The sequence below is a fragment of the Methylobacterium persicinum genome (genome assembly GCF_022179525.1).
GTDB lineage: Bacteria > Pseudomonadota > Alphaproteobacteria > Rhizobiales > Beijerinckiaceae > Methylobacterium > Methylobacterium persicinum.
The window spans coordinates 1-16,951 of the sequence record NZ_BPQX01000001.1 but is presented as its reverse complement, the minus strand read 5'-3'; the positions used below and the strand labels follow the sequence as shown (position 1 = coordinate 16,951).

Here is a 16,951-nt window from a genome sequence, read left to right as displayed (position 1 = left end):
TGGCGAGCGCAAGTCTTGGCGGCCGGGACCCGTTGCGATGACAGCGAAAAGGCGTACGGGGTTGCCCCGGAACGCTCCGTCCCGGCGAATGGACGCTCCGCCCACCCGCCACATCATTCGAAAACTGCCGTGACGGTGGAAAGCCAGGATGCCGTGCACGGCTCGGTCGCCGTCTTGCATGCCGCACGGAATTTGCTCGTCCGGCTCGACCGTAGCGCCCTGCGCGGGTGGCACCTGCGCCTGCTGGAGCGCCTGAGCCAGCGTGCGGACTGCCGACTCCGGGTGGAGACCGTGGAGGGTGCGGCCGGGTCGCTTCCCCCGAATGCCGAACTGCTGTTCCGGCTCGAGGCGACGATCCACGGCCTTCCCCGCCCGGGCCTGGCCACGCCGGCCGCCCCCATCGCCCTGTCTCCCTATCTGGACGGGGCGGCGGACGCCCCCGACCTCGTCCTCGACCTGAGCGGCGGCGAGGCCGACCCTCGGACGCCGACGTGGCGGCTCGATGTCGATGGGATCCCCGGGGAGGCCGGCCTCCTCGCCTGCCTGTTTTCCGGCCGCGTCCCGTTGGCGGTTCTCCGCGACGGGGAGGGGGCGGCGGTGGCCGCCGGGCGCCTGGGCGCCGAATCACAGACGGTGATGCTCGTGGCCTTCGAGGATTACCTCGCCCGCACCATCACCCTCATCGAGGCCGCCCTGTCCGGGGCGGCCTCTCCCGGGTTGGCCGAAGGCGCCCTCGGTCCGCTGCCGGCGGCCCGCGCCTTCGATATCGGCGGATGGACCGCCCGCCGCCGGGCGGCGGAGACCCTCGCCCGGCGGATCGCCCGGCGGCTCTACGGCCTGTGCTTCCACGGCGAGCGGTGGCGGGTCGGTTGGCGGCGGATCGCCGGGCCGGACCTCATCGACCTGCGCCGCCACCCGCCGGAGGGCTGGACCGACCTGCCCGATGACGGGCGCCGGTTCTACGCCGATCCCGTCGCGATCCAGCGGAACGGGGCGGTGACCCTGTTCGTGGAGGAGTTCGACTACCGCCGCGCCAAGGGCGTGATCTCGGCCGTGCGTTTCGGGCCCCGGGGCCCGGTGGGACGGCCCGAGCCGGTCCTGGAGCTCGATACGCACCTGTCCTATCCCTTCGTCTTCGAGGCGGGCGGGGAAGTCTGGATGATCCCCGAATCGAGCCGCTCGGCCACGATCGATCTCTACCGGGCGACCCGGTTTCCCGGCGGCTGGGTCCACGAGGCGGTCCTCGTGGCCGGCGTGGTGGCGAGCGACGCCACCCTGCTGCGCCACGGGGGGCGCTGGTGGCTCTTCGCCACCGTCCGGGAGGGGGGCGGGTCCTATTCCGACACCCTGCACCTCTGGCATGCCGATGATTTCCGCGGCCCCTGGGCGCCCCATCCCGGCAACCCCGTGCTCATCGATGTGGCCTCCGCCCGCCCGGCCGGCCCCATCGTCCTGCGCGACGGGGCGCTGATCCGCCCGGTGCAGGATTGCCGCGGCGGCTACGGGTCGGCGCTGGGCCTCGCCACGATCCTGCGCCTCGACCTCGGCGGCTTCGCCCAGCGCGTCGAAACCCGGCTCGCGGCGGGCGCCGCATGGCCCGGCTCGCGGCTCCACATGTACAGCGCAGCCGGGGGCCTGGAATTCATCGACGGCTCCCGCCGGCCCCGGATGCGCTTGCCGATCTGAAAGGGCCGGCTTCGCCCGCCTCTGGCCGGGGTTCCGTCATCGAACGGTCACAGACCGTCCGACAAGGCACGGGACGAACCGTCGATCAGGGGCTCCCGGGCATGGACTTCCACCGCCGCTTTACCGTGCTGATGTGCACCCCGGCCTTCGACCCCGACGACCTTGAGGGCGCCCGGGTCAACCAGATCGTCTCGGCGGTCGAGCAGCGGGGCTTCGAGGTGGTGCGGGCGAGGCGCGTCGAGGACGCGGCCATCGCCGTGCAGACCGACGCGGCGGTGGGCTGCCTCGTGGTCGATTGGGGCAAGCGCGGACTCGACGGCAAGGCCGCCGCCCTCATCGACATGATGCGCCGCCGCGGCCTGGAGATGCCCATCGTCATCATGGTCCGCCGCAAGCGGCTGGAGGACATCCCCGTCGAGCTGCTCGACTTCATCGACGGCTACATCTTCCTGGCGGAGGAGACGCCGGAATTCATCGCCCGGGGCCTCGTCAGCCGGGTGACGCAGTATGCCGAAACCCTGAAGACCCCGTTCTTCGGCGCGCTGGTCGACTACGCCGAGAAGGGCAACCAGCTCTGGACCTGCCCCGGCCACAACGGCGGCATCTTTTATAATCGCTCGCCGATCGGCCGGATCTTCGTCGAGCACCTGGGCGAGGCCATCTTCCGCGACGACCTCGACAACTCGGTTCTCGACCTCGGCGACCTGCTGACCCACGAGGGCCCGGCCCTGAAGGCCCAGAAGGAGGCCGCCGCGATCTTCGGCGCGGAGAAGACCTACTTCGTCCTCAACGGCACCTCGGCCTCCAACAAGATCGTGCTCTCCTCCCTGGTGGCGGAGGACGACCTCGTCCTGTTCGACCGCAACAACCACAAGGCCGCCCACCACGGCGCCCTGTTCCTCGGCGGCGGCATCCCGATCTTTTTGGAGACCGACCGCAACGCCTTCGGGCTCATCGGCCCGATCTGCCACGAGGCCCTGGACGAAGGGCGGATTCGGGAAAAAATCAGAAGAAACCCCCTGGTGACCGACCGGGAGGCGTGGCGCCGGGAGCGCCCGTTCCGCGTCGCGGTGATCGAGCAATGCACCTACGACGGCACGATCTACGACGCGCGGATGATCGTGCAGAAGATCGGCCACCTCTGCGACTACATCCTGTTCGACGAGGCCTGGGCCGGCTTCATGAAGTTCCACCCGCTGTTCCAGGGCCGCTACGCCATGGGGCTGACCGGGCTCGACGAGACCTCGCCCGGCATCGTCGCCACGCAATCGACCCACAAGCAGCTCGCGAGCTTCAGCCAGGCGTCGCAGATCCACACCAAGGACAGCCACATCCGCGGCCAGACCCGCCGGGTGGAGCACAAGCGCCTGAACGAGAGCTTCCTCGTCCACGCCTCGACCTCGCCGTTCTATCCCCTGTTCGCCTCGCTCGATGTCGGCGCGCAGATGATGAAGGGCCGCTCAGGGATGATCCTTTGGGACGACACGATCCGGCTCGGCATCGAGTGGCGCAAGAAGGTCCGCGCCATCCGCCGGGAGTTCGAGGAGCACGAGGCCGACCCCGCCCGGCGCTGGTTCTTCGACCCCTTCGTGCCCGACCGGGTGAACGGCCCGGACGGGGAGCAGACCTGGGAGAGCGTGCCCACCGACCAGCTTGCCTCCGATGCCCGCTTCTGGGAGCTGGCGCCCGGCGCGTCGTGGCACGGCTTCACCCATGTCGCGCCCGGCTACGCCATCACCGACCCGAACAAGCTGACGGTGCTGACCCCCGGCTTTGACCGGAAGACCGGCGCCTATGCCGAGCACGGCGTTCCGGCCCCGATCGTGGCGCAATACCTGCGTGAGAACCGGATCGTCGCGGAGAAGAACGACCTGAACTCCCTGCTCTTCCTGCTGACCCCGGGCGTCGAATCGTCCAAGGCCGGCACGCTGATTTCGGGGCTCGTCGCCTTCAAGCGCCTGCACGACGACAACGTCCTGCTGGAGGAGGCCATGCCGGAATTCGTGAAGCGCCGGCCCAACCGCTACCGGGGCGTGCGCCTGCGCGACCTCTGCGCCGACTTCCACGCCTTCCACCGGGAGCACGGCACCTCGGCCCTCCAGCGCAAGCAGTTCATGCCGGAGCACCTGCCGGAGATGGTGATGCCGCCGAAGCAGGCCGCGCAGATGCTGACCCGCAACAAGGTCGATTACGTGCCGATCGCCGAGGCCGAGGGGCGGATCGCCACGACGCTGATGCTCGTCTACCCGCCGGGCATCGGCACCGTGCTGCCGGGCGAACGCCTGGACGAGCGGGCGAAGCCCATGCTTGACTACTTCAAGATGTTCGAGGCCTCAGCAAACCTGTTCCCCGGCTTCGAGGCCGAGATCCAGGGCGTCTACCGGGAGGTCGAGCCGGACGGGCGCATCCGCTTCCACACCTACGTCCTGCGAGAGGGGGCCTGATGGCGCCGGACGGTAGCCCCGAATCCTGGCCGGAGATCGTGATCCGCCCGTCCTCCGACGCGGACGTGGCGGCGATGATCGCGATCTACGAGCACCACATCGCCAAGGGCGTCGGCGACACCGGGGATTTCGAGGAGGAGCGCCTCCTCCCCGACGACCTGAAGCGCCGCCGCAAGACCATGCGCAAGAAGCGCCTGCCGCACCTCGTGGCGGAGCGGAACGGGGAGGTGGCGGGCTATGCCTATGCCGTGCCGTTCCGCAAGCGCCCCGCCTACCGCTACACGCTGAAGCACTCGATCTACGTGCATCACGGCCACCTGCACGCGGGCATCGGCCGGCGCCTCCTGCCGGCGTTGATCGAGGCCTGCGCGGCGGGGGGCTACCGGCAGATGATCGGCTACATCGATGCGGCCAACGAGGCGTCGCTACGCCTGCACGAGACTTGCGGCTTCCGCCGGGTCGGGTTCCTGCCCTCGGTCGGCTACAAATACGGCCGCTGGACCGACAGCGTGATGGTGCAATGTGCGCTGGGCACCGGCTCGGCCGACCAGCCGCAGCCGCGGGCGGTGCCTCCCGAGCCGGTGGGCTTGTAGGCCACAGAGCCCCTCTCCCCGCCCGCGGGGAGAGGGCTTCGGCGACCTTGTCGTCGCCGGAGCGAGGCGGCAGCCGGGGGTGAGGGGGGCTCACAGGGCGAGACTCCTCCGGGAAGCCCCCTCACCTCCGCTCCGGCTTCGCCTCTCGCTTCCCACGGACACGACGAGGTGTCCGTGGGCCTCTCCCCGCAAGCGGGGAGAGGGGAATGCGCGCAGGGCATCAAATCCCCCGCGTGCCGCTTGGCACGCGGCCACGCTCGCATCGGCGGCGGCGACGGGTTAAGCGGAACTCCCATCGCGGAGAAGGCCCGAGCGGAACGGCATGGCGAGCCCCGGCGAACACGCGAGCTTTCTGCCCCCGGTCCTAACCTTCCTGGCCGCGGCCGTCGTCGGCGTGCCGGTGTTCCGGTGGCTCGGGCAGAGCGCCGTGCTCGGCTACCTCGTGGCGGGTGTGCTGATCGGACCGTCGGGCCTGTCGCTCATCGCCGAGCCGGGAACCGCGGCGAGCGTCGCCGAGATCGGCGTGGTGCTGCTGCTGTTCATCGTCGGTCTCGAATTGCATCTCTCCCAGCTCGTCTCGATGCGCAGGGACATCTTCGGCCTCGGCGCCGCGCAGCTCGTGCTGTGTTCGCTGGTCCTTGGGGGGGCGGGCGTCCTGGCCGGGCAGCCCATGGGGGCGGCGGCGGTGGTGGGCATCGCCCTCGCCCTCTCGGCCACGGCGGTCGCCCTGCAACTCCTGGAAGAGCGCGGAGACCTCGGCAGCCCCTATGGCTCGCGGGCCTTCGCGGTGCTCCTGTTCCAGGATCTCAGCGTGGTGGGCATCCTCGCCCTGATGCCGCTCGCCGCCTCGGCGGGGCACGGGACCGGCGGCCCGTGGCTCGGCGAGGCCGCGGCCTCCACCGGGCGGGTGCTCGCCGCCATCGCCGCCGCCGTGCTGGTGGGGCGATACGGCCTGAATCCATTCTTCCGCCTGCTGGCCGCCAGCGGCGCCCGGGAGGTGATGACCGCCGCCGCCCTCCTCGTGGTGCTCGGCACCGCGATGCTGATGGAGAAGGTCGGCCTGTCCATGGCCATGGGCGCCTTCCTCGCCGGCATCCTCCTGGCCGAGTCGAACTTCCGCCACCAGTTGGAGGCCGACATCGAGCCGTTCCGCGGCATGCTGCTCGGCCTGTTCTTCATGAGCGTGGGCATGTCCATCGACGGCAGCCTCGTGAAGGCCGTCTGGCCGCTCCTGTTCGGGGCGACCTTCGCGGCGATCCTCGTGAAGGTGGCCTTGGTCGCGGGTCTGTTCCGCCTGTTCGGCTCGGACACCGTCAGCGCCCTGCGGGGGGCGGCGGTGCTGGCGCCGGCCGGGGAATTCGCCTTCGTGCTCCTGCCCCAGGCGGCCGATCTCGGCCTGACCGGCCCCACGGCCACCCGCTTCGCCGTGGCGCTGGCGGCCCTCACGATGCTGATCGGCCCGATCATGGCCAAGGGCCTCGACCGGCTGGTCGATGCCCGGCTCTCGCGGGAGGCGCACGAGGCCGCCGCCGAATCCCCCGCCGAACTCGCCGAGGGCGCCGCCGACGCGCGGGTGCTGGTGATCGGCTTCGGCCGGTTCGGACAGATCCTCACCCAGGTGCTCCTGGCCGAAGGCGTGCCCGTCACCGTCATCGACAAGGACGTGGCGCAGCTGCGCGCGGCGACCCGCTTCGGCTTCCGCATCTATTACGGCGACGGCACGCGCCTCGATGTCCTGCGCGCCGCCGGCATCGGCAAGGCGGAACTCGTCTGCATCTGCGTGGACGACCGGGACGCCGCCCTCAAGATCGTGGATATCGTCCACGAAGAGTTCGTCTCCGTGCGGACCTTCGTGCGCGCCTACGACCGGCTGCACGCCGTCGAACTGATGAACCGCGACGTGGACTATCAGATCCGCGAGACATCCGAATCCGCCCTGGCCTTCGGCCGGGCAGCCCTCGAAGGGCTCGGCCTCTCCGCCGAGGCCGCCGCCGCCCGGGCAGAGGACGTGCGCAAGCGCGACATCGCCCGCCTCGTGCTCCAGCAGGCCGGCGCCCTCCCGGACGGGGCGACGTGGCTCGGCGGCTCGGATTCTGCGGAGGTGCGTCCCGAGCCGCTCACCGAACCGGTGCGCCCGGCCCGTGCCCTCAACGCGCAGACCCGCGACCTCCTCGGCCAGGACCGGACGGAGGCGGCGGAACGACTCCTCGCCAAGCCGGTTCCCCGCCCTGCCGATAACGGCGAGGCGGAGGCCGGGGTGGAGGACGACGCCGAACTGGAAGCCGAAGGAACCGCCCGCGATGTCTGACGGCCTGCCCCCGCCGGCCTTCGCCGGGCCGGGGCGCTTCGTCACCGGCTCGGTGATGCGGCACGTGCTCGTCATGAGCGGCACCGGCTCCATCGGGCTGATGGCGATCTTCGTCGTCGACCTGCTGTCGCTGCTCTACGTGTCGCGCCTCGGCGATCCGGCCCTCACGGCAGCCGTGGGGCTCGCCTCGGTGGTGCAGTTCTTCGCGACGGCGGTGAATATCGGCCTGATGATCGCCGCGGGCGCCCTGGTCGCCCGGGCAATCGGGGCCGGGGACCGGGTCCTCGCCCGGCGGCTCGCGGCTTCGGCGATAGCCTTGGGCGTCCTCGTCGCGGGCATCCTCGCCGCCGCGATGCTGCCCTTCGCCGGCCGGCTGCTGAGCCTCGTCGGCGCCAAGGGCGAGGCCCTGCGCGTGGCCGACCTCTTCCTGACCATCACCCTGCCGTCCAACGTGCTGTTGGGGCTCGGCATGTTGTTCACCGGCCTGCTGCGCGCCACCGGGGATGCGGTGCGGGCCATGTGGGTCACCCTCGGGGGGGCCATCGTCACCGCTTTCCTCGATCCCCTGCTGATCTTCGGCGCCGGCCTCGGCGTCGAGGGCGCGGCGATCACCGTCTGCGTCGCCCGGGCAACCTTCGTCATCATCGGCTGGCGCAGCCTCGCCCGGCACGGCCTGCTGCGGATGCCCCGGCCCGCGGAGGTCGTCGCCGACGCCCCGGCCATGGCGGCCATCGCCGGGCCGGCGGTGCTCACCAACCTCGCCCCCTCCGTCGCCGCCGCCTTCCTGACCCACCTTTTCGCCGGCTACGGACAAGATGCCATCGCGGCGGCGGCGGTGATCGACCGGCTGACGCCCGTGGCCTTCGGTGGCCTCTTCGCCCTGTCCGGGGCGATCGGGCCGATCCTCGCCCAGAACTGGGGGGCCGGCCGGTTCGACCGGATGGAGGCGACCCTGGGATCCTGCGTGAAGGCGACCCTCGTCTACGCCGCCGGCGTCTGGGTGCTGTTGATCCTCCTGCGCGGGCCGCTGGCGGGGCTCTTCGGCCTGCGGGGGATCGCGGCGGAGTTGTTCCAATTCTTCTGCCTCGTGGGCGGGGCGATCTGGTTCTTCAACGGCCTTCTGTTCCTCGGCAACGCGGCATTCAACAACCTCGGCTTCCCCCTGCGCTCGTCCCTGTTGAACTGGGGCCGGGCGACCCTCGGCACCGTGCCCCCGGCCTATCTGGGCAGCGCCCTGTTCGGGCCGAAGGGGATCATCGCGGGGATGGGCATCGGCTCCCTGGTCTTCGGGCTGGCCGGGCTGGCCCTGGCCCGGCGGACCGTCTCGCGCCTCGCGGAGCGCTCCGCTCTGCCGGTTTCCGGCGAGGGATCGACAGGGATTGTTACGGGGGAACTGGCATTTCCGCCCGGGGCGGGCCACGATACCCGCGGAAGATGAGCGGTTTGCCGCCCGTCGATGGGAAGCTTTGCCGCCTCAGCCCTGGGCTCCGGCGCTGAGCATGGGGCCCTTCCGGGCGACCGGGTCGGGGCAGGATCGAGGCGTCATGTTCACTCCCCTCGACATGGTCCAGGCCGCCAACGGCCCCGAGATGCAGGCCATGGCCCGGCAGTTCGGGCTGACGGTGGACCAGACCCAGCGGGCCTTCGAGGCGCTGATGCCGGCGTTGACGCTGGGCCTCCAGCGGGGGGGCGGCCTCGATCCGGCCGGCTTCGCGCGGATGTTTTCCGCCCCGGAATCCGCCCGGGCCGCCGCCCCCCTCGGGCTGGACGCCCTCGGCCAGATGTTCAGTTCGGCCCAGTTGATGCAGGCGGTCCTACAGCAGGCCTCGACGGCGAGCGGCGTGGGGTCGCAGGTGCTGCGGCAGATGCTTCCGATGATGGCCGGCGCGGTGGTGGCGAGCATCGTCCACGTGATGCTCAACCAGCCCCAGGCCGAGGCCTCCCGGCAGCCCGCTCCGGCCCCCGCGGCGTCGCCGTTGCCCTTCGTCGCCCTTTGGACGGACATGGCCAAGGCCTTCATGGCCCCGCCGGAGCAGACGGCGGCGGCCCCGTCGCCGTCCCCCTCTCCCGCGCCGAACCGACCCCGGATGGAGGCCCCCCGCCCGCCGAAGGACGAAGCCTCCGGCGCGGAAGCCGGGTCCGAGGTGCTGCGACAGATGATCCGCACCGGGGCCGAGGTTCAGGAGCAGAATCTCAGGGCCATGCAGCAGCTGTTCGAGGCGTTCTGGTCCAGCGCCGGCCAGCCGCCGAAGTCTCCCGCCACAGGGCCCGGCACCGCTCCACGCGAGCGTCAGTCGCCGCGCTCCCGACGGGGGCGGCCGGGGGACACGGTCTGAGCGATCGCGGCATCGGCCCAAGCCGTATGGGGGCGGACTCGTCCCGGTGAGTTCAGTCCGGAGGATGCACCGCGGAGCGGATCGACAACGCTCCGCAAAGGTCCCATTGCGGGCCCGGGGCGCTCCCTTTCAATTTTTCTCACCCACGGCGAAAAATGCCTGCGCTTGGCCTCGCCCGGCCTGCCGTGTAGGTATCCAGGTTGAGAAACGCCCGCCCACGCCCGCACAGAAGGCCGGGCCCCCTACAGAGCAGAGGCACGCCATGAGCGCCGGGACCGCCACCGACCATCACCTCTCCAACAGCTTCTTCGCCGCCCCCCTCACGGAGACCGATCCCGAACTCGCCCGCGCCATCGAGCAGGAGCTCGGCCGGCAGCAGCATGAGATCGAGCTGATCGCCTCGGAGAACATCGTCTCCCGTGCGGTGCTGGAGGCCCAGGGCTCGGTGCTCACCAACAAGTACGCCGAGGGCTATCCGGGCCGGCGCTACTACGGCGGCTGCCAGTTCGTGGACATCGCCGAGGACCTCGCCATCGACCGCGCCAAGCGCCTGTTCGGCTGCGGCTTCGCCAACGTGCAGCCGAACTCGGGCTCGCAGGCCAACCAGGGCGTGTTCCTGGCCCTTCTTCAGCCGGGCGACACCTTCCTCGGCCTCGACCTCGCGGCCGGCGGCCATCTGACGCACGGCGCCCCGCCGAACGTCTCCGGCAAGTGGTTCAAGCCGGTCTCCTACACCGTGCGCCGGGAAGACCAGCGCATCGACATGGAGCAGGTCGAGCAGCTTGCCCACGAGCACAAGCCGAAGGTGATCATCGCCGGCGGCTCGGGCTACCCGCGCCATTGGGACTTCGCCAAGTTCCGGGAGATCGCCGACGCGGTCGGCGCCTACTTCATGGTCGACATGGCCCACTTCGCTGGCCTCGTGGCGGCCGGCGTCCACCCGTCGCCGTTCCCCCATGCCCACGTGGCCACCACGACGACCCACAAGACCCTGCGCGGCCCGCGCGGCGGCATGATCCTCACGAACGACGAGGCGCTGGCCAAAAAGTTCAACTCGGCGATCTTCCCCGGCATCCAGGGCGGCCCGCTGATGCATGTCATCGCCGGCAAGGCGGTGGCCTTCGGTGAGGCCCTGAAGCCCGAGTTCAAGATCTACGCCCGCCAGGTGGTGGAGAACGCCAAGGCGCTCGCCGACACCCTGATGTCGGGGGGCTACGACATCACCTCCGGCGGCACCGACAACCACCTGATGCTGGTCGATCTGCAGCGGAAGGGCCTCACCGGCAAGGCGGCGGAAGCCGCGCTGTCGCGGGCGCACATCACCTGCAACAAGAACGGCGTCCCCTTCGACACGCAGAAGCCGACGATCACGTCGGGCATCCGCCTCGGCACCCCGGCGGGCACCTCGCGGGGCTTCGGCGTCGCCGAGTTCAAGCAGATCGGCGGCTTCATCGTGGAAGTGCTGGACGGCCTCGCCGCCAAGGGTGAAGCCGGCGACAGCGCCGTCGAGGAGAGCGTGAAGCAGAAGGTCCACGCGCTCACCGACCGCTTCCCGATCTACGGCTGAGTCCGGGATCCCAAAGGACCAAGTCCTTTGGTGGGGTCCAGGGGCAAGGCCCCTGGGAATGGCGGGGCTCCACCCCGCTCCCCGCCAAAGGGCTCGCCCTTTGGGAACCCCTTTGTTACGAGACGGCCGCGGATCATCCCGATCCGCGGCCGTCTTCGTTTTTCCTGAGAGAACCCGCCCGATGCGGTGCCCCTATTGCGGCGGGTCCGACACGCAGGTGAAGGACTCGCGCCCTTCCGAGGATGGCGCCGCCATCCGCCGCCGCCGGGTCTGCCCGGATTGCGGCGGGCGCTTCACCACCTTCGAGCGGGTGCAGCTGCGCGAGCTGACGGTGGTCAAGCGGTCGGGCAAGCGGGTGCCCTTCGACCGGGACAAGCTGCAGCGCTCCATCGACGTGGCCCTGCGCAAGCGCGCCGTCGAGCCGGAGCGGATCGAACGCCTCGTCAGCGGCATCACCCGCCAGCTCGAGAGCGCCGGAGAGCCGGAGGTCGCCTCCGAGGCGATCGGCGAATTGGTCATGGCCGGGCTCAAGGGCCTCGACGACGTGGCCTATGTCCGCTTCGCCTCGGTCTACAAGAATTTCCGCGAGGCCAAAGATTTCGAGGAGCTGCTCGGCACGCTGGGCGGCACCCTGGTGCCCGCCCTGGAGCCCGAGCCCGACCCGGATCCTGAGACGAAGCCCCCCATCCGCCGCCGGGCGAGCCGGCCATGAGCGGCGACGCCAACTTCATGCGCCTCGCCCTGGCGCTGGGGCGGCGGGGCCTCGGCCGGACATGGCCCAACCCCTCGGTGGGGGCGGTGGTGGTGGAGCCAGGCTCGGGCACGATCCTGGCGGCGGCCGCCACGGCGCCCGGCGGCCGGCCCCATGCGGAGCCGCAGGCCCTCGCCCAGGCCGGCGCCGCGGCCCGGGGGGCAACCCTCTACATCACCCTGGAGCCCTGCTCGCATCACGGTCGCACCCCGCCCTGCACCGACGCCATCGTCGCCGCGGGGATCGGCCGGGTGGTGACCGCCCTTGAGGACCCCGATCCCCGGGTCGCCGGCCGGGGCCACGGGCTTCTACGGGAGGCGGGCATCGCCGTGGAGACCGGCCTGTGCGGCGGGGAGGCCGCCCGGGACCATCGCGGCCACGTCACCCGTGTCACCTTGGGGCGGCCGATGCTGCACCTGAAGCTCGCCCGCACCCGCGACGGCTTCGCGGCGGGGTCCGGCGCCGAGCGTCTGCGGATCACCGGCGAGGTCGCGGACGGGGCGGTCCACCTCTGGCGGGCCCATGCCGACGCGATCCTGATCGGCATCGGCACGGCGCGGGCCGACGATCCCTCGCTGACAGTGCGGCTGCCGGGGCTGGCCGGACGGTCGCCCATGCGGATCGTCCTCGACTCGGCCCTGCATCTCTCGCCCGCCAGCGTCCTCGCCCGGACGGCGAGGGACGTGCCTGTACTGGTGCTCACCACCCGCTCGGCCCCGGCCCATGCAAGGCGGGCCCTCGAATCGCTCGGCGTCGAGGTGATGCCGGTGGAGGCCGGCGCCGAGGGGCGGATCGATCTTCACGCCGCCCTGGCCCTCCTCGGGGCGCGCGGTCTCACCCGCCTTTGCAGCGAAGGAGGGCCCCGCCTTGCGGAAGCCCTCGCCCAGGCCGATCTCATCGATGCCGTGACCTTGATGACCGGGCCGGATCCGGCGGTCCCGGCGGGGGGCCTGCCGGCCGTCGGCCCCACGCTGACCCGGCGGATCGCGGGCCTCGGCGTGGTCGAGGATCTCGTCCTCGGGCGAGACCGGGCCGTCACCTACGAGCGGAGCGTCTAGGCATGTTCACGGGTCTCGTCAGCGATGTCGGCACGGTCCTGTCCGTGGCGGGGGAGGGGGACCTGCGCCGGATCGCCATCCGCTGCGCCTACGACCCCGCGGGGATCGCACTCGGCGCATCCATCGCCTGTTCCGGCCCGTGCCTCACCGCCGTCTCCATCGCGCCCGAGGGGGACGGCTGCGTCTTCCAGGTCGATGCGGCGGCCGAGACCCTGGCGCGGACGAATGTCGGCGAATGGGCGCCGGGCCGGCGGATCAACCTCGAACGCTCCCTGAAGATCGGCGACGAACTCGGCGGCCACCTCGTTACCGGGCATGTCGATGGCTTGGCCGGGATCGTCGCCCGCGACACGGTCACGGACGGTGCGTGGGGCCCAAGCGAGCGGTTCACCCTGCGGGCCCCATCGGGTCTCGCGCGGTTCATCGCCGAGAAGGGCTCCGTCTGCCTCGACGGCACGTCGCTGACGGTGAACACCGTGGAGGGCGACCTGTTCTCCGTGCTCCTCATCCCCCACACCCTGCAGGTCACCACCTGGGGTGATCGCCGGGCGGGGGATGCCGTGAACCTGGAGGTCGATCTCATTGCCCGTTACGCGGCGCGCCTCAGCGAGGCGCGGACCTGAGGGGCACCGCCGTCCTTCCCCGTGGAACGAAGGTGTCCCGGGACACGCGCCGACCCTCAGCGCCTTATCGGGGCGGGATCGAATAGGTGCCCGTGGCGTGGCAGACGAGGTCATCGCTGCCCACGCCCGTGATGGCGACATCCCCCACCGCCAGACGGCGCCCAAGCTTAATGAGCCGGCAATCCGCCAGCAGATCGCCCGAAGCCGGCTTGCGCAGGAAGTTGAACGTGAGGTTCGTGGTCACCGCCAGGGCCACCGGACCGATATTGGCGAGGATCGCCGCGTAGAGGGCATAGTCGGCCAGCGCCATCATCGCAGGGCCGGACACGGTGGCTCCGGGGCGGAGGAAACGCTCATGCGCCTCCAATCGCATTCGCGACGTGAGGGGCCCCACGGCCTCGAGGTGGTAGGCCCGGCCCCCCGCCTGCATCTGAGGAAATTCCTGGTCAAGGAAGGCCTGCGTCTCGGCAAGGCTCATGGTCGTCGGGGTCATGCGGACCATGCTGCCCGCTGGCGGTGGATCGCGCAATCACGTTCCGCAGGAGGGGTGCCTGTCGACGACATGTGGTCGACACGGTAAAATAGCCGGCAAAATGAAAGGTTTTAGCGCTGTTTGGTCTACTCACGATGGCATTTATAGGACGGGTTTCACGTCTCATTCGGTGATTGCTTCTATAGCCTTCCCCAGGCTGCCGGGACGGAGCCGTCAGGTTCTGGCGGGCATCCGGCGCCGAATCGGGATGGTATGGCTGCGTCGGTCCGAATTCAGTACCTCCAATGGGTGGCCGGTGCCGTGGCGGCCTGCGGCTGCGCCGTGCTTGGGGGAATGCAGCTCACCCATGCCTTCGCCGAGCTGAACCGCGCCGACCGGGCGGTCGCCGAGGCGTCGCGGTTCGGCCTCGTCCTGGCGATGACCGACATGATTTCCGCTGAGCGCGGCCCTTCGAACGCGGCGATGGACCCGTTCGCCGCCTCTCCCGAGGAGGGCGCCCGAAGGCTCGCGGCCATCCGTGCGACCACCGACCGGCGGATCGCGGAGGTCAGGGCGGCCTCGGAGCCCGGCGAGGCAGCCCAGCTGGCCTCCGTGTTCGACGTCGTCGGCCAACGCCTCGCCGAGGCCCGCGCAAAAGTCGATGCCGTCTGCGCCCGCCCGCCGGAGGAGCGCCGGGGGGCGGCGATCGCGGACGCGATCCGCGCGATGTTCGCCGTGGCGGACGAGGCTGCACTCCTGCGGTCCGAATACGGACGGCGCCTGTTACAGAGTGCGCCGGAGGTCGGCGCCGAGGTGCTGCTCCAAGCCCATGCGAGTGCCTTGCGGGAGGAGGCGGGACGGCTCGGCTCCTATGCCGTCATGAAGCTCACCGGAGGTGTCACAGCCGAGGAGGCCCAGCGCGCATCCCGCCAGACGGAGGACCGGATCCGGTATCTCTGGCAGCTTCTCGCCCCCTACGGACGGAACTACGCTGACGATCCCGATGTCGTCCGGGCCCTGGGCGAGATCGAATCGGAGTATTTTGCCACGAGCCTGCCCCTGGTGCGGGATGTCTTCGCCGACCCGACCCGGCGTGGCAGCGCCGCGGACTTCACCCGACGCTACGTGCCCGGCCTCGCCGCGCCGACCCGGTTGAAGGACGGCCTCCTCTCCCTGACCCTGCGCAGGATCGAGGGGTTCCGCTGGGCCGTCCTCACCGACACCCTCGTGTCCGCCGCCATCACCGCCGGGGTGCTTCTCACCCTGCTCTGGCTCGGGCTCGTCTTCCGCAGACGCCTGTTCCGGCCGCTGATTGCGGTCCGCGAGGAGATCCTGGCCCTCGCCGTGGGACATCTCGACGACCCCGTGCCCGTGGCGCGGTCCGGCCCTGAGATCGACGAGATGTTCGAAGGCCTCGCGATCCTGCGGCAAGAGTTGCGGCGCAAGCTCGTCCTCGAACGGGCCCGCCACCGCGTGACCCGCAACCTGAAGGTGCTGGCCGAGACCGATTCCCTGACGGGCCTCCGGAACCGCCGCGCCGTGTCGTCCCAGGCGCCTACGATGATCGAGGCCGCGGAGAAGGCAGGGCAGCCCCTCGGCGCGATCGTCGCGGATATCGACCATTTCAAGATGGTGAACGACCTCCACGGCCATGCGGGCGGCGACGCCGTCCTCCAGCGGGTCGCCGGGTCGCTGCGGTCACTTGCCGGCTCCCGCGATCTCATCGCCCGCTATGGCGGGGAGGAATTCCTGATCCTCGCTCCGGGCCTCGATGAGGTGGCGACCTATGCCCTGGCGGAACGGATGCGCCAGCGCCTCGCCATGGAGCCCGGGGAGCCCGCCGTGACCGGCAGCTTCGGCGTGGCCTGCCGGCCGCCCGGCTCCGGTCTCGATTGGGAGGCCCTCGTGGCGCAGGCCGACGGCGCGCTCTACCGGGCGAAGCGCCTCGGTCGCAACCGCGTCTGCGCGGACATGCGCAAGGTCATGATCGCGCCGGGGCCGATCGCCCAGCGCGCCTGAGACCCAACCGCAACGATCACCGCCGGGTCCGCCCTGGAGCGCCTTGGTTCGCCTGCGGTGACGGGTCCCTCAGAAGAAGACCGGCCGGGCGCTCGCGCCGATCTCGCCGAGCACCGTCCCGGTCGCGGAGTCCACCTCCTTGAGCACCACGTCGTAGCCCCACAGGTCGGCGAGGTGCTGGAGCACCCGCTTGGCGTCGTCCTTCTGCAGGGTGACCTTGTTCAGCGTCTTGTGGTGGAGGATGAGGCGGCGGTCGCCCTCAAGATCGACATCCACCACCTCGATGTCGGGATCGAGCCAGGCCACGTCGTACTGGCGGGCGAAGGCCCGGCGCAGACGCCGGTAGCCGCGCTCGTCGTGGATCGACTCCACGCGCAGGCTCTGCTCGTCCGGATCGTCGATGACGTGGAACAGGCGCAGGTCGCGCATCAGCTTCGGCGACAGGAACTGCGCGATGAAGCTCTCATCGCGATAGTTCTCCCAGCAGTCGCGCAGCACCTCCATCCCGTCGCCCCGGCCGGCGATGTCGGGGAACCACTCGCGATCCTCGTCGGTCGGCGTCTCGGCGATGCGGGCGATGTCCTGCATCATCGCGAAGCCGATCGCGTACGGGTTGTGGCCGCCATAGGACCGGTCGTCGTAATTCGGCTGGCGGATGACGTTGGTGTGGGATTGCAGGAATTCGAGGTAGGCGGCCTCGGTGATCTGGCCGGTCTCGGAGAGGGCATTCATGATCCGGTAGTGGACGGAGGTGGCGCAGCCCTCGTTCATCACCTTGGTCTGGCGCTGCGGATAGAAGTACTGCGCCACGAGGCGCACGATCCGCAGGATCTCCCGCTGCCAGGGGCGCAGGCGCGGCGCGACCTTCTCCAGAAAGTAGAGGATGTTCTCCTGGGGAAGTTCCAGCAGGGCCCGGCGGCGCTCGGCGGCCATATCGGAGGGGGCGGCGCCCGGCTTGTTCGGCAGGGTGCGCCACAGGTCGTTGTAGATCTGCTCGCCATGCTCGACCCGCTCCCGCTCCCGGCGCTGCTCGGAGGCGAGGTCGGGCCGCTTCTTGCGCGGGTAGCGGTGGACGCCCTGATGAGCCAGGGCGT

General features: G+C 70.7%; 13 protein-coding genes. 11 read left to right on the top strand and 2 right to left on the bottom strand.

Annotated elements, in window-relative coordinates:
• Positions 1 to 135 precede the first annotated feature (135 nt).
• From MFF22_RS00065 to MFF22_RS00020, 10 genes are all read left to right on the top strand, one after another.
• Complete coding sequence (locus MFF22_RS00065; RefSeq protein ID WP_238247034.1) at positions 136 to 1,686, top strand: glucosamine inositolphosphorylceramide transferase family protein; 1,551 nt, start codon at positions 136 to 138, stop codon at positions 1,684 to 1,686.
• Positions 1,687 to 1,787: 101 nt separating this feature from the next.
• Positions 1,788 to 4,130 carry an Orn/Lys/Arg family decarboxylase gene (locus MFF22_RS00060; protein ID WP_238246955.1) on the top strand — a complete coding sequence of 781 codons (2,343 nt, stop codon included), beginning with the start codon at positions 1,788 to 1,790 and terminating at the stop codon, positions 4,128 to 4,130.
• Complete coding sequence (locus MFF22_RS00055; protein WP_238246954.1) at positions 4,130 to 4,723, top strand: GNAT family N-acetyltransferase; 594 nt, start codon at positions 4,130 to 4,132, stop codon at positions 4,721 to 4,723. Before MFF22_RS00060 ends, MFF22_RS00055 begins: the two co-directional genes overlap by 1 nt.
• Before the next feature lie 322 nt (positions 4,724 to 5,045).
• Positions 5,046 to 7,031 carry a monovalent cation:proton antiporter-2 (CPA2) family protein gene (locus tag MFF22_RS00050; protein WP_238246953.1) on the top strand — a complete coding sequence of 662 codons (1,986 nt, stop codon included), beginning with the start codon at positions 5,046 to 5,048 and terminating at the stop codon, positions 7,029 to 7,031.
• Positions 7,024 to 8,469 carry an MATE family efflux transporter gene (locus MFF22_RS00045; protein WP_238246952.1) on the top strand — a complete coding sequence of 482 codons (1,446 nt, stop codon included), beginning with the start codon at positions 7,024 to 7,026 and terminating at the stop codon, positions 8,467 to 8,469. Before MFF22_RS00050 ends, MFF22_RS00045 begins: the two co-directional genes overlap by 8 nt.
• A gap of 106 nt (positions 8,470 to 8,575) precedes the next feature.
• A complete protein-coding gene (locus MFF22_RS00040; protein WP_238246951.1) occupies positions 8,576 to 9,367 on the top strand; it encodes a DUF937 domain-containing protein in 792 nt (263 codons plus the stop codon).
• Between the two features lie 262 nt (positions 9,368 to 9,629).
• Complete coding sequence (gene glyA / locus MFF22_RS00035; RefSeq protein ID WP_238246950.1) at positions 9,630 to 10,934, top strand: serine hydroxymethyltransferase; 1,305 nt, start codon at positions 9,630 to 9,632, stop codon at positions 10,932 to 10,934.
• A gap of 181 nt (positions 10,935 to 11,115) precedes the next feature.
• Positions 11,116 to 11,646: a transcriptional regulator NrdR gene (gene nrdR, locus MFF22_RS00030; protein WP_238246949.1), complete on the top strand. Its 531-nt coding sequence runs from the start codon at positions 11,116 to 11,118 to the stop codon at positions 11,644 to 11,646.
• Positions 11,643 to 12,743, top strand: a complete 1,101-nt coding sequence (ribD, locus tag MFF22_RS00025; protein WP_238246948.1) for a bifunctional diaminohydroxyphosphoribosylaminopyrimidine deaminase/5-amino-6-(5-phosphoribosylamino)uracil reductase RibD — start codon at positions 11,643 to 11,645, stop codon at positions 12,741 to 12,743. The genes nrdR and ribD overlap by 4 nt, the downstream gene beginning before the upstream one ends.
• Before the next feature lie 2 nt (positions 12,744 to 12,745).
• Positions 12,746 to 13,366 carry a riboflavin synthase gene (locus tag MFF22_RS00020; protein ID WP_238246947.1) on the top strand — a complete coding sequence of 207 codons (621 nt, stop codon included), beginning with the start codon at positions 12,746 to 12,748 and terminating at the stop codon, positions 13,364 to 13,366.
• Between the two features lie 64 nt (positions 13,367 to 13,430).
• Here MFF22_RS00020 and MFF22_RS00015 read toward each other — a convergent pair whose 3' ends face one another.
• Positions 13,431 to 13,859 carry a PaaI family thioesterase gene (locus MFF22_RS00015; RefSeq protein ID WP_238246946.1) on the bottom strand — a complete coding sequence of 143 codons (429 nt, stop codon included), beginning with the start codon at positions 13,857 to 13,859 and terminating at the stop codon, positions 13,431 to 13,433.
• Positions 13,860 to 14,111: 252 nt separating this feature from the next.
• Here MFF22_RS00015 and MFF22_RS00010 point away from each other — a divergent pair, with 252 nt between their 5' ends.
• A complete protein-coding gene (locus MFF22_RS00010) occupies positions 14,112 to 15,857 on the top strand; it encodes a GGDEF domain-containing protein (protein ID WP_238246945.1) in 1,746 nt (581 codons plus the stop codon).
• Between the two features lie 69 nt (positions 15,858 to 15,926).
• Here the strand turns inward: MFF22_RS00010 and MFF22_RS00005 are convergent.
• Positions 15,927 to 16,951: SpoVR family protein (locus MFF22_RS00005; RefSeq protein WP_238246944.1), on the bottom strand; the 1,025-nt coding region annotated here is incomplete at its 5' end.

Excerpts from the sequence above, each read along its gene's own strand:
- MFF22_RS00045 (WP_238246952.1), top strand. The coding sequence starts at position 7,024 with ATGTCTGACGGCCTGCCCCCGCCGGCCTTCGCCGGGCCGGGGCGCTTC.
- ribD (WP_238246948.1), top strand. The coding sequence starts at position 11,643 with ATGAGCGGCGACGCCAACTTCATGCGCCTCGCCCTGGCGCTGGGGCGG.
- MFF22_RS00010 (WP_238246945.1), top strand. The coding sequence starts at position 14,112 with ATGGCTGCGTCGGTCCGAATTCAGTACCTCCAATGGGTGGCCGGTGCC.
- MFF22_RS00060 (WP_238246955.1), top strand. The coding sequence starts at position 1,788 with ATGGACTTCCACCGCCGCTTTACCGTGCTGATGTGCACCCCGGCCTTC.
- glyA (WP_238246950.1), top strand. The coding sequence starts at position 9,630 with ATGAGCGCCGGGACCGCCACCGACCATCACCTCTCCAACAGCTTCTTC.
- MFF22_RS00055 (WP_238246954.1), top strand. The coding sequence starts at position 4,130 with ATGGCGCCGGACGGTAGCCCCGAATCCTGGCCGGAGATCGTGATCCGC.
- MFF22_RS00020 (WP_238246947.1), top strand. The coding sequence starts at position 12,746 with ATGTTCACGGGTCTCGTCAGCGATGTCGGCACGGTCCTGTCCGTGGCG.
- nrdR (WP_238246949.1), top strand. The coding sequence starts at position 11,116 with ATGCGGTGCCCCTATTGCGGCGGGTCCGACACGCAGGTGAAGGACTCG.
- MFF22_RS00050 (WP_238246953.1), top strand. The coding sequence starts at position 5,046 with ATGGCGAGCCCCGGCGAACACGCGAGCTTTCTGCCCCCGGTCCTAACC.
- MFF22_RS00040 (WP_238246951.1), top strand. The coding sequence starts at position 8,576 with ATGTTCACTCCCCTCGACATGGTCCAGGCCGCCAACGGCCCCGAGATG.
- MFF22_RS00015 (WP_238246946.1), bottom strand. The coding sequence starts at position 13,859 with ATGACCCCGACGACCATGAGCCTTGCCGAGACGCAGGCCTTCCTTGAC.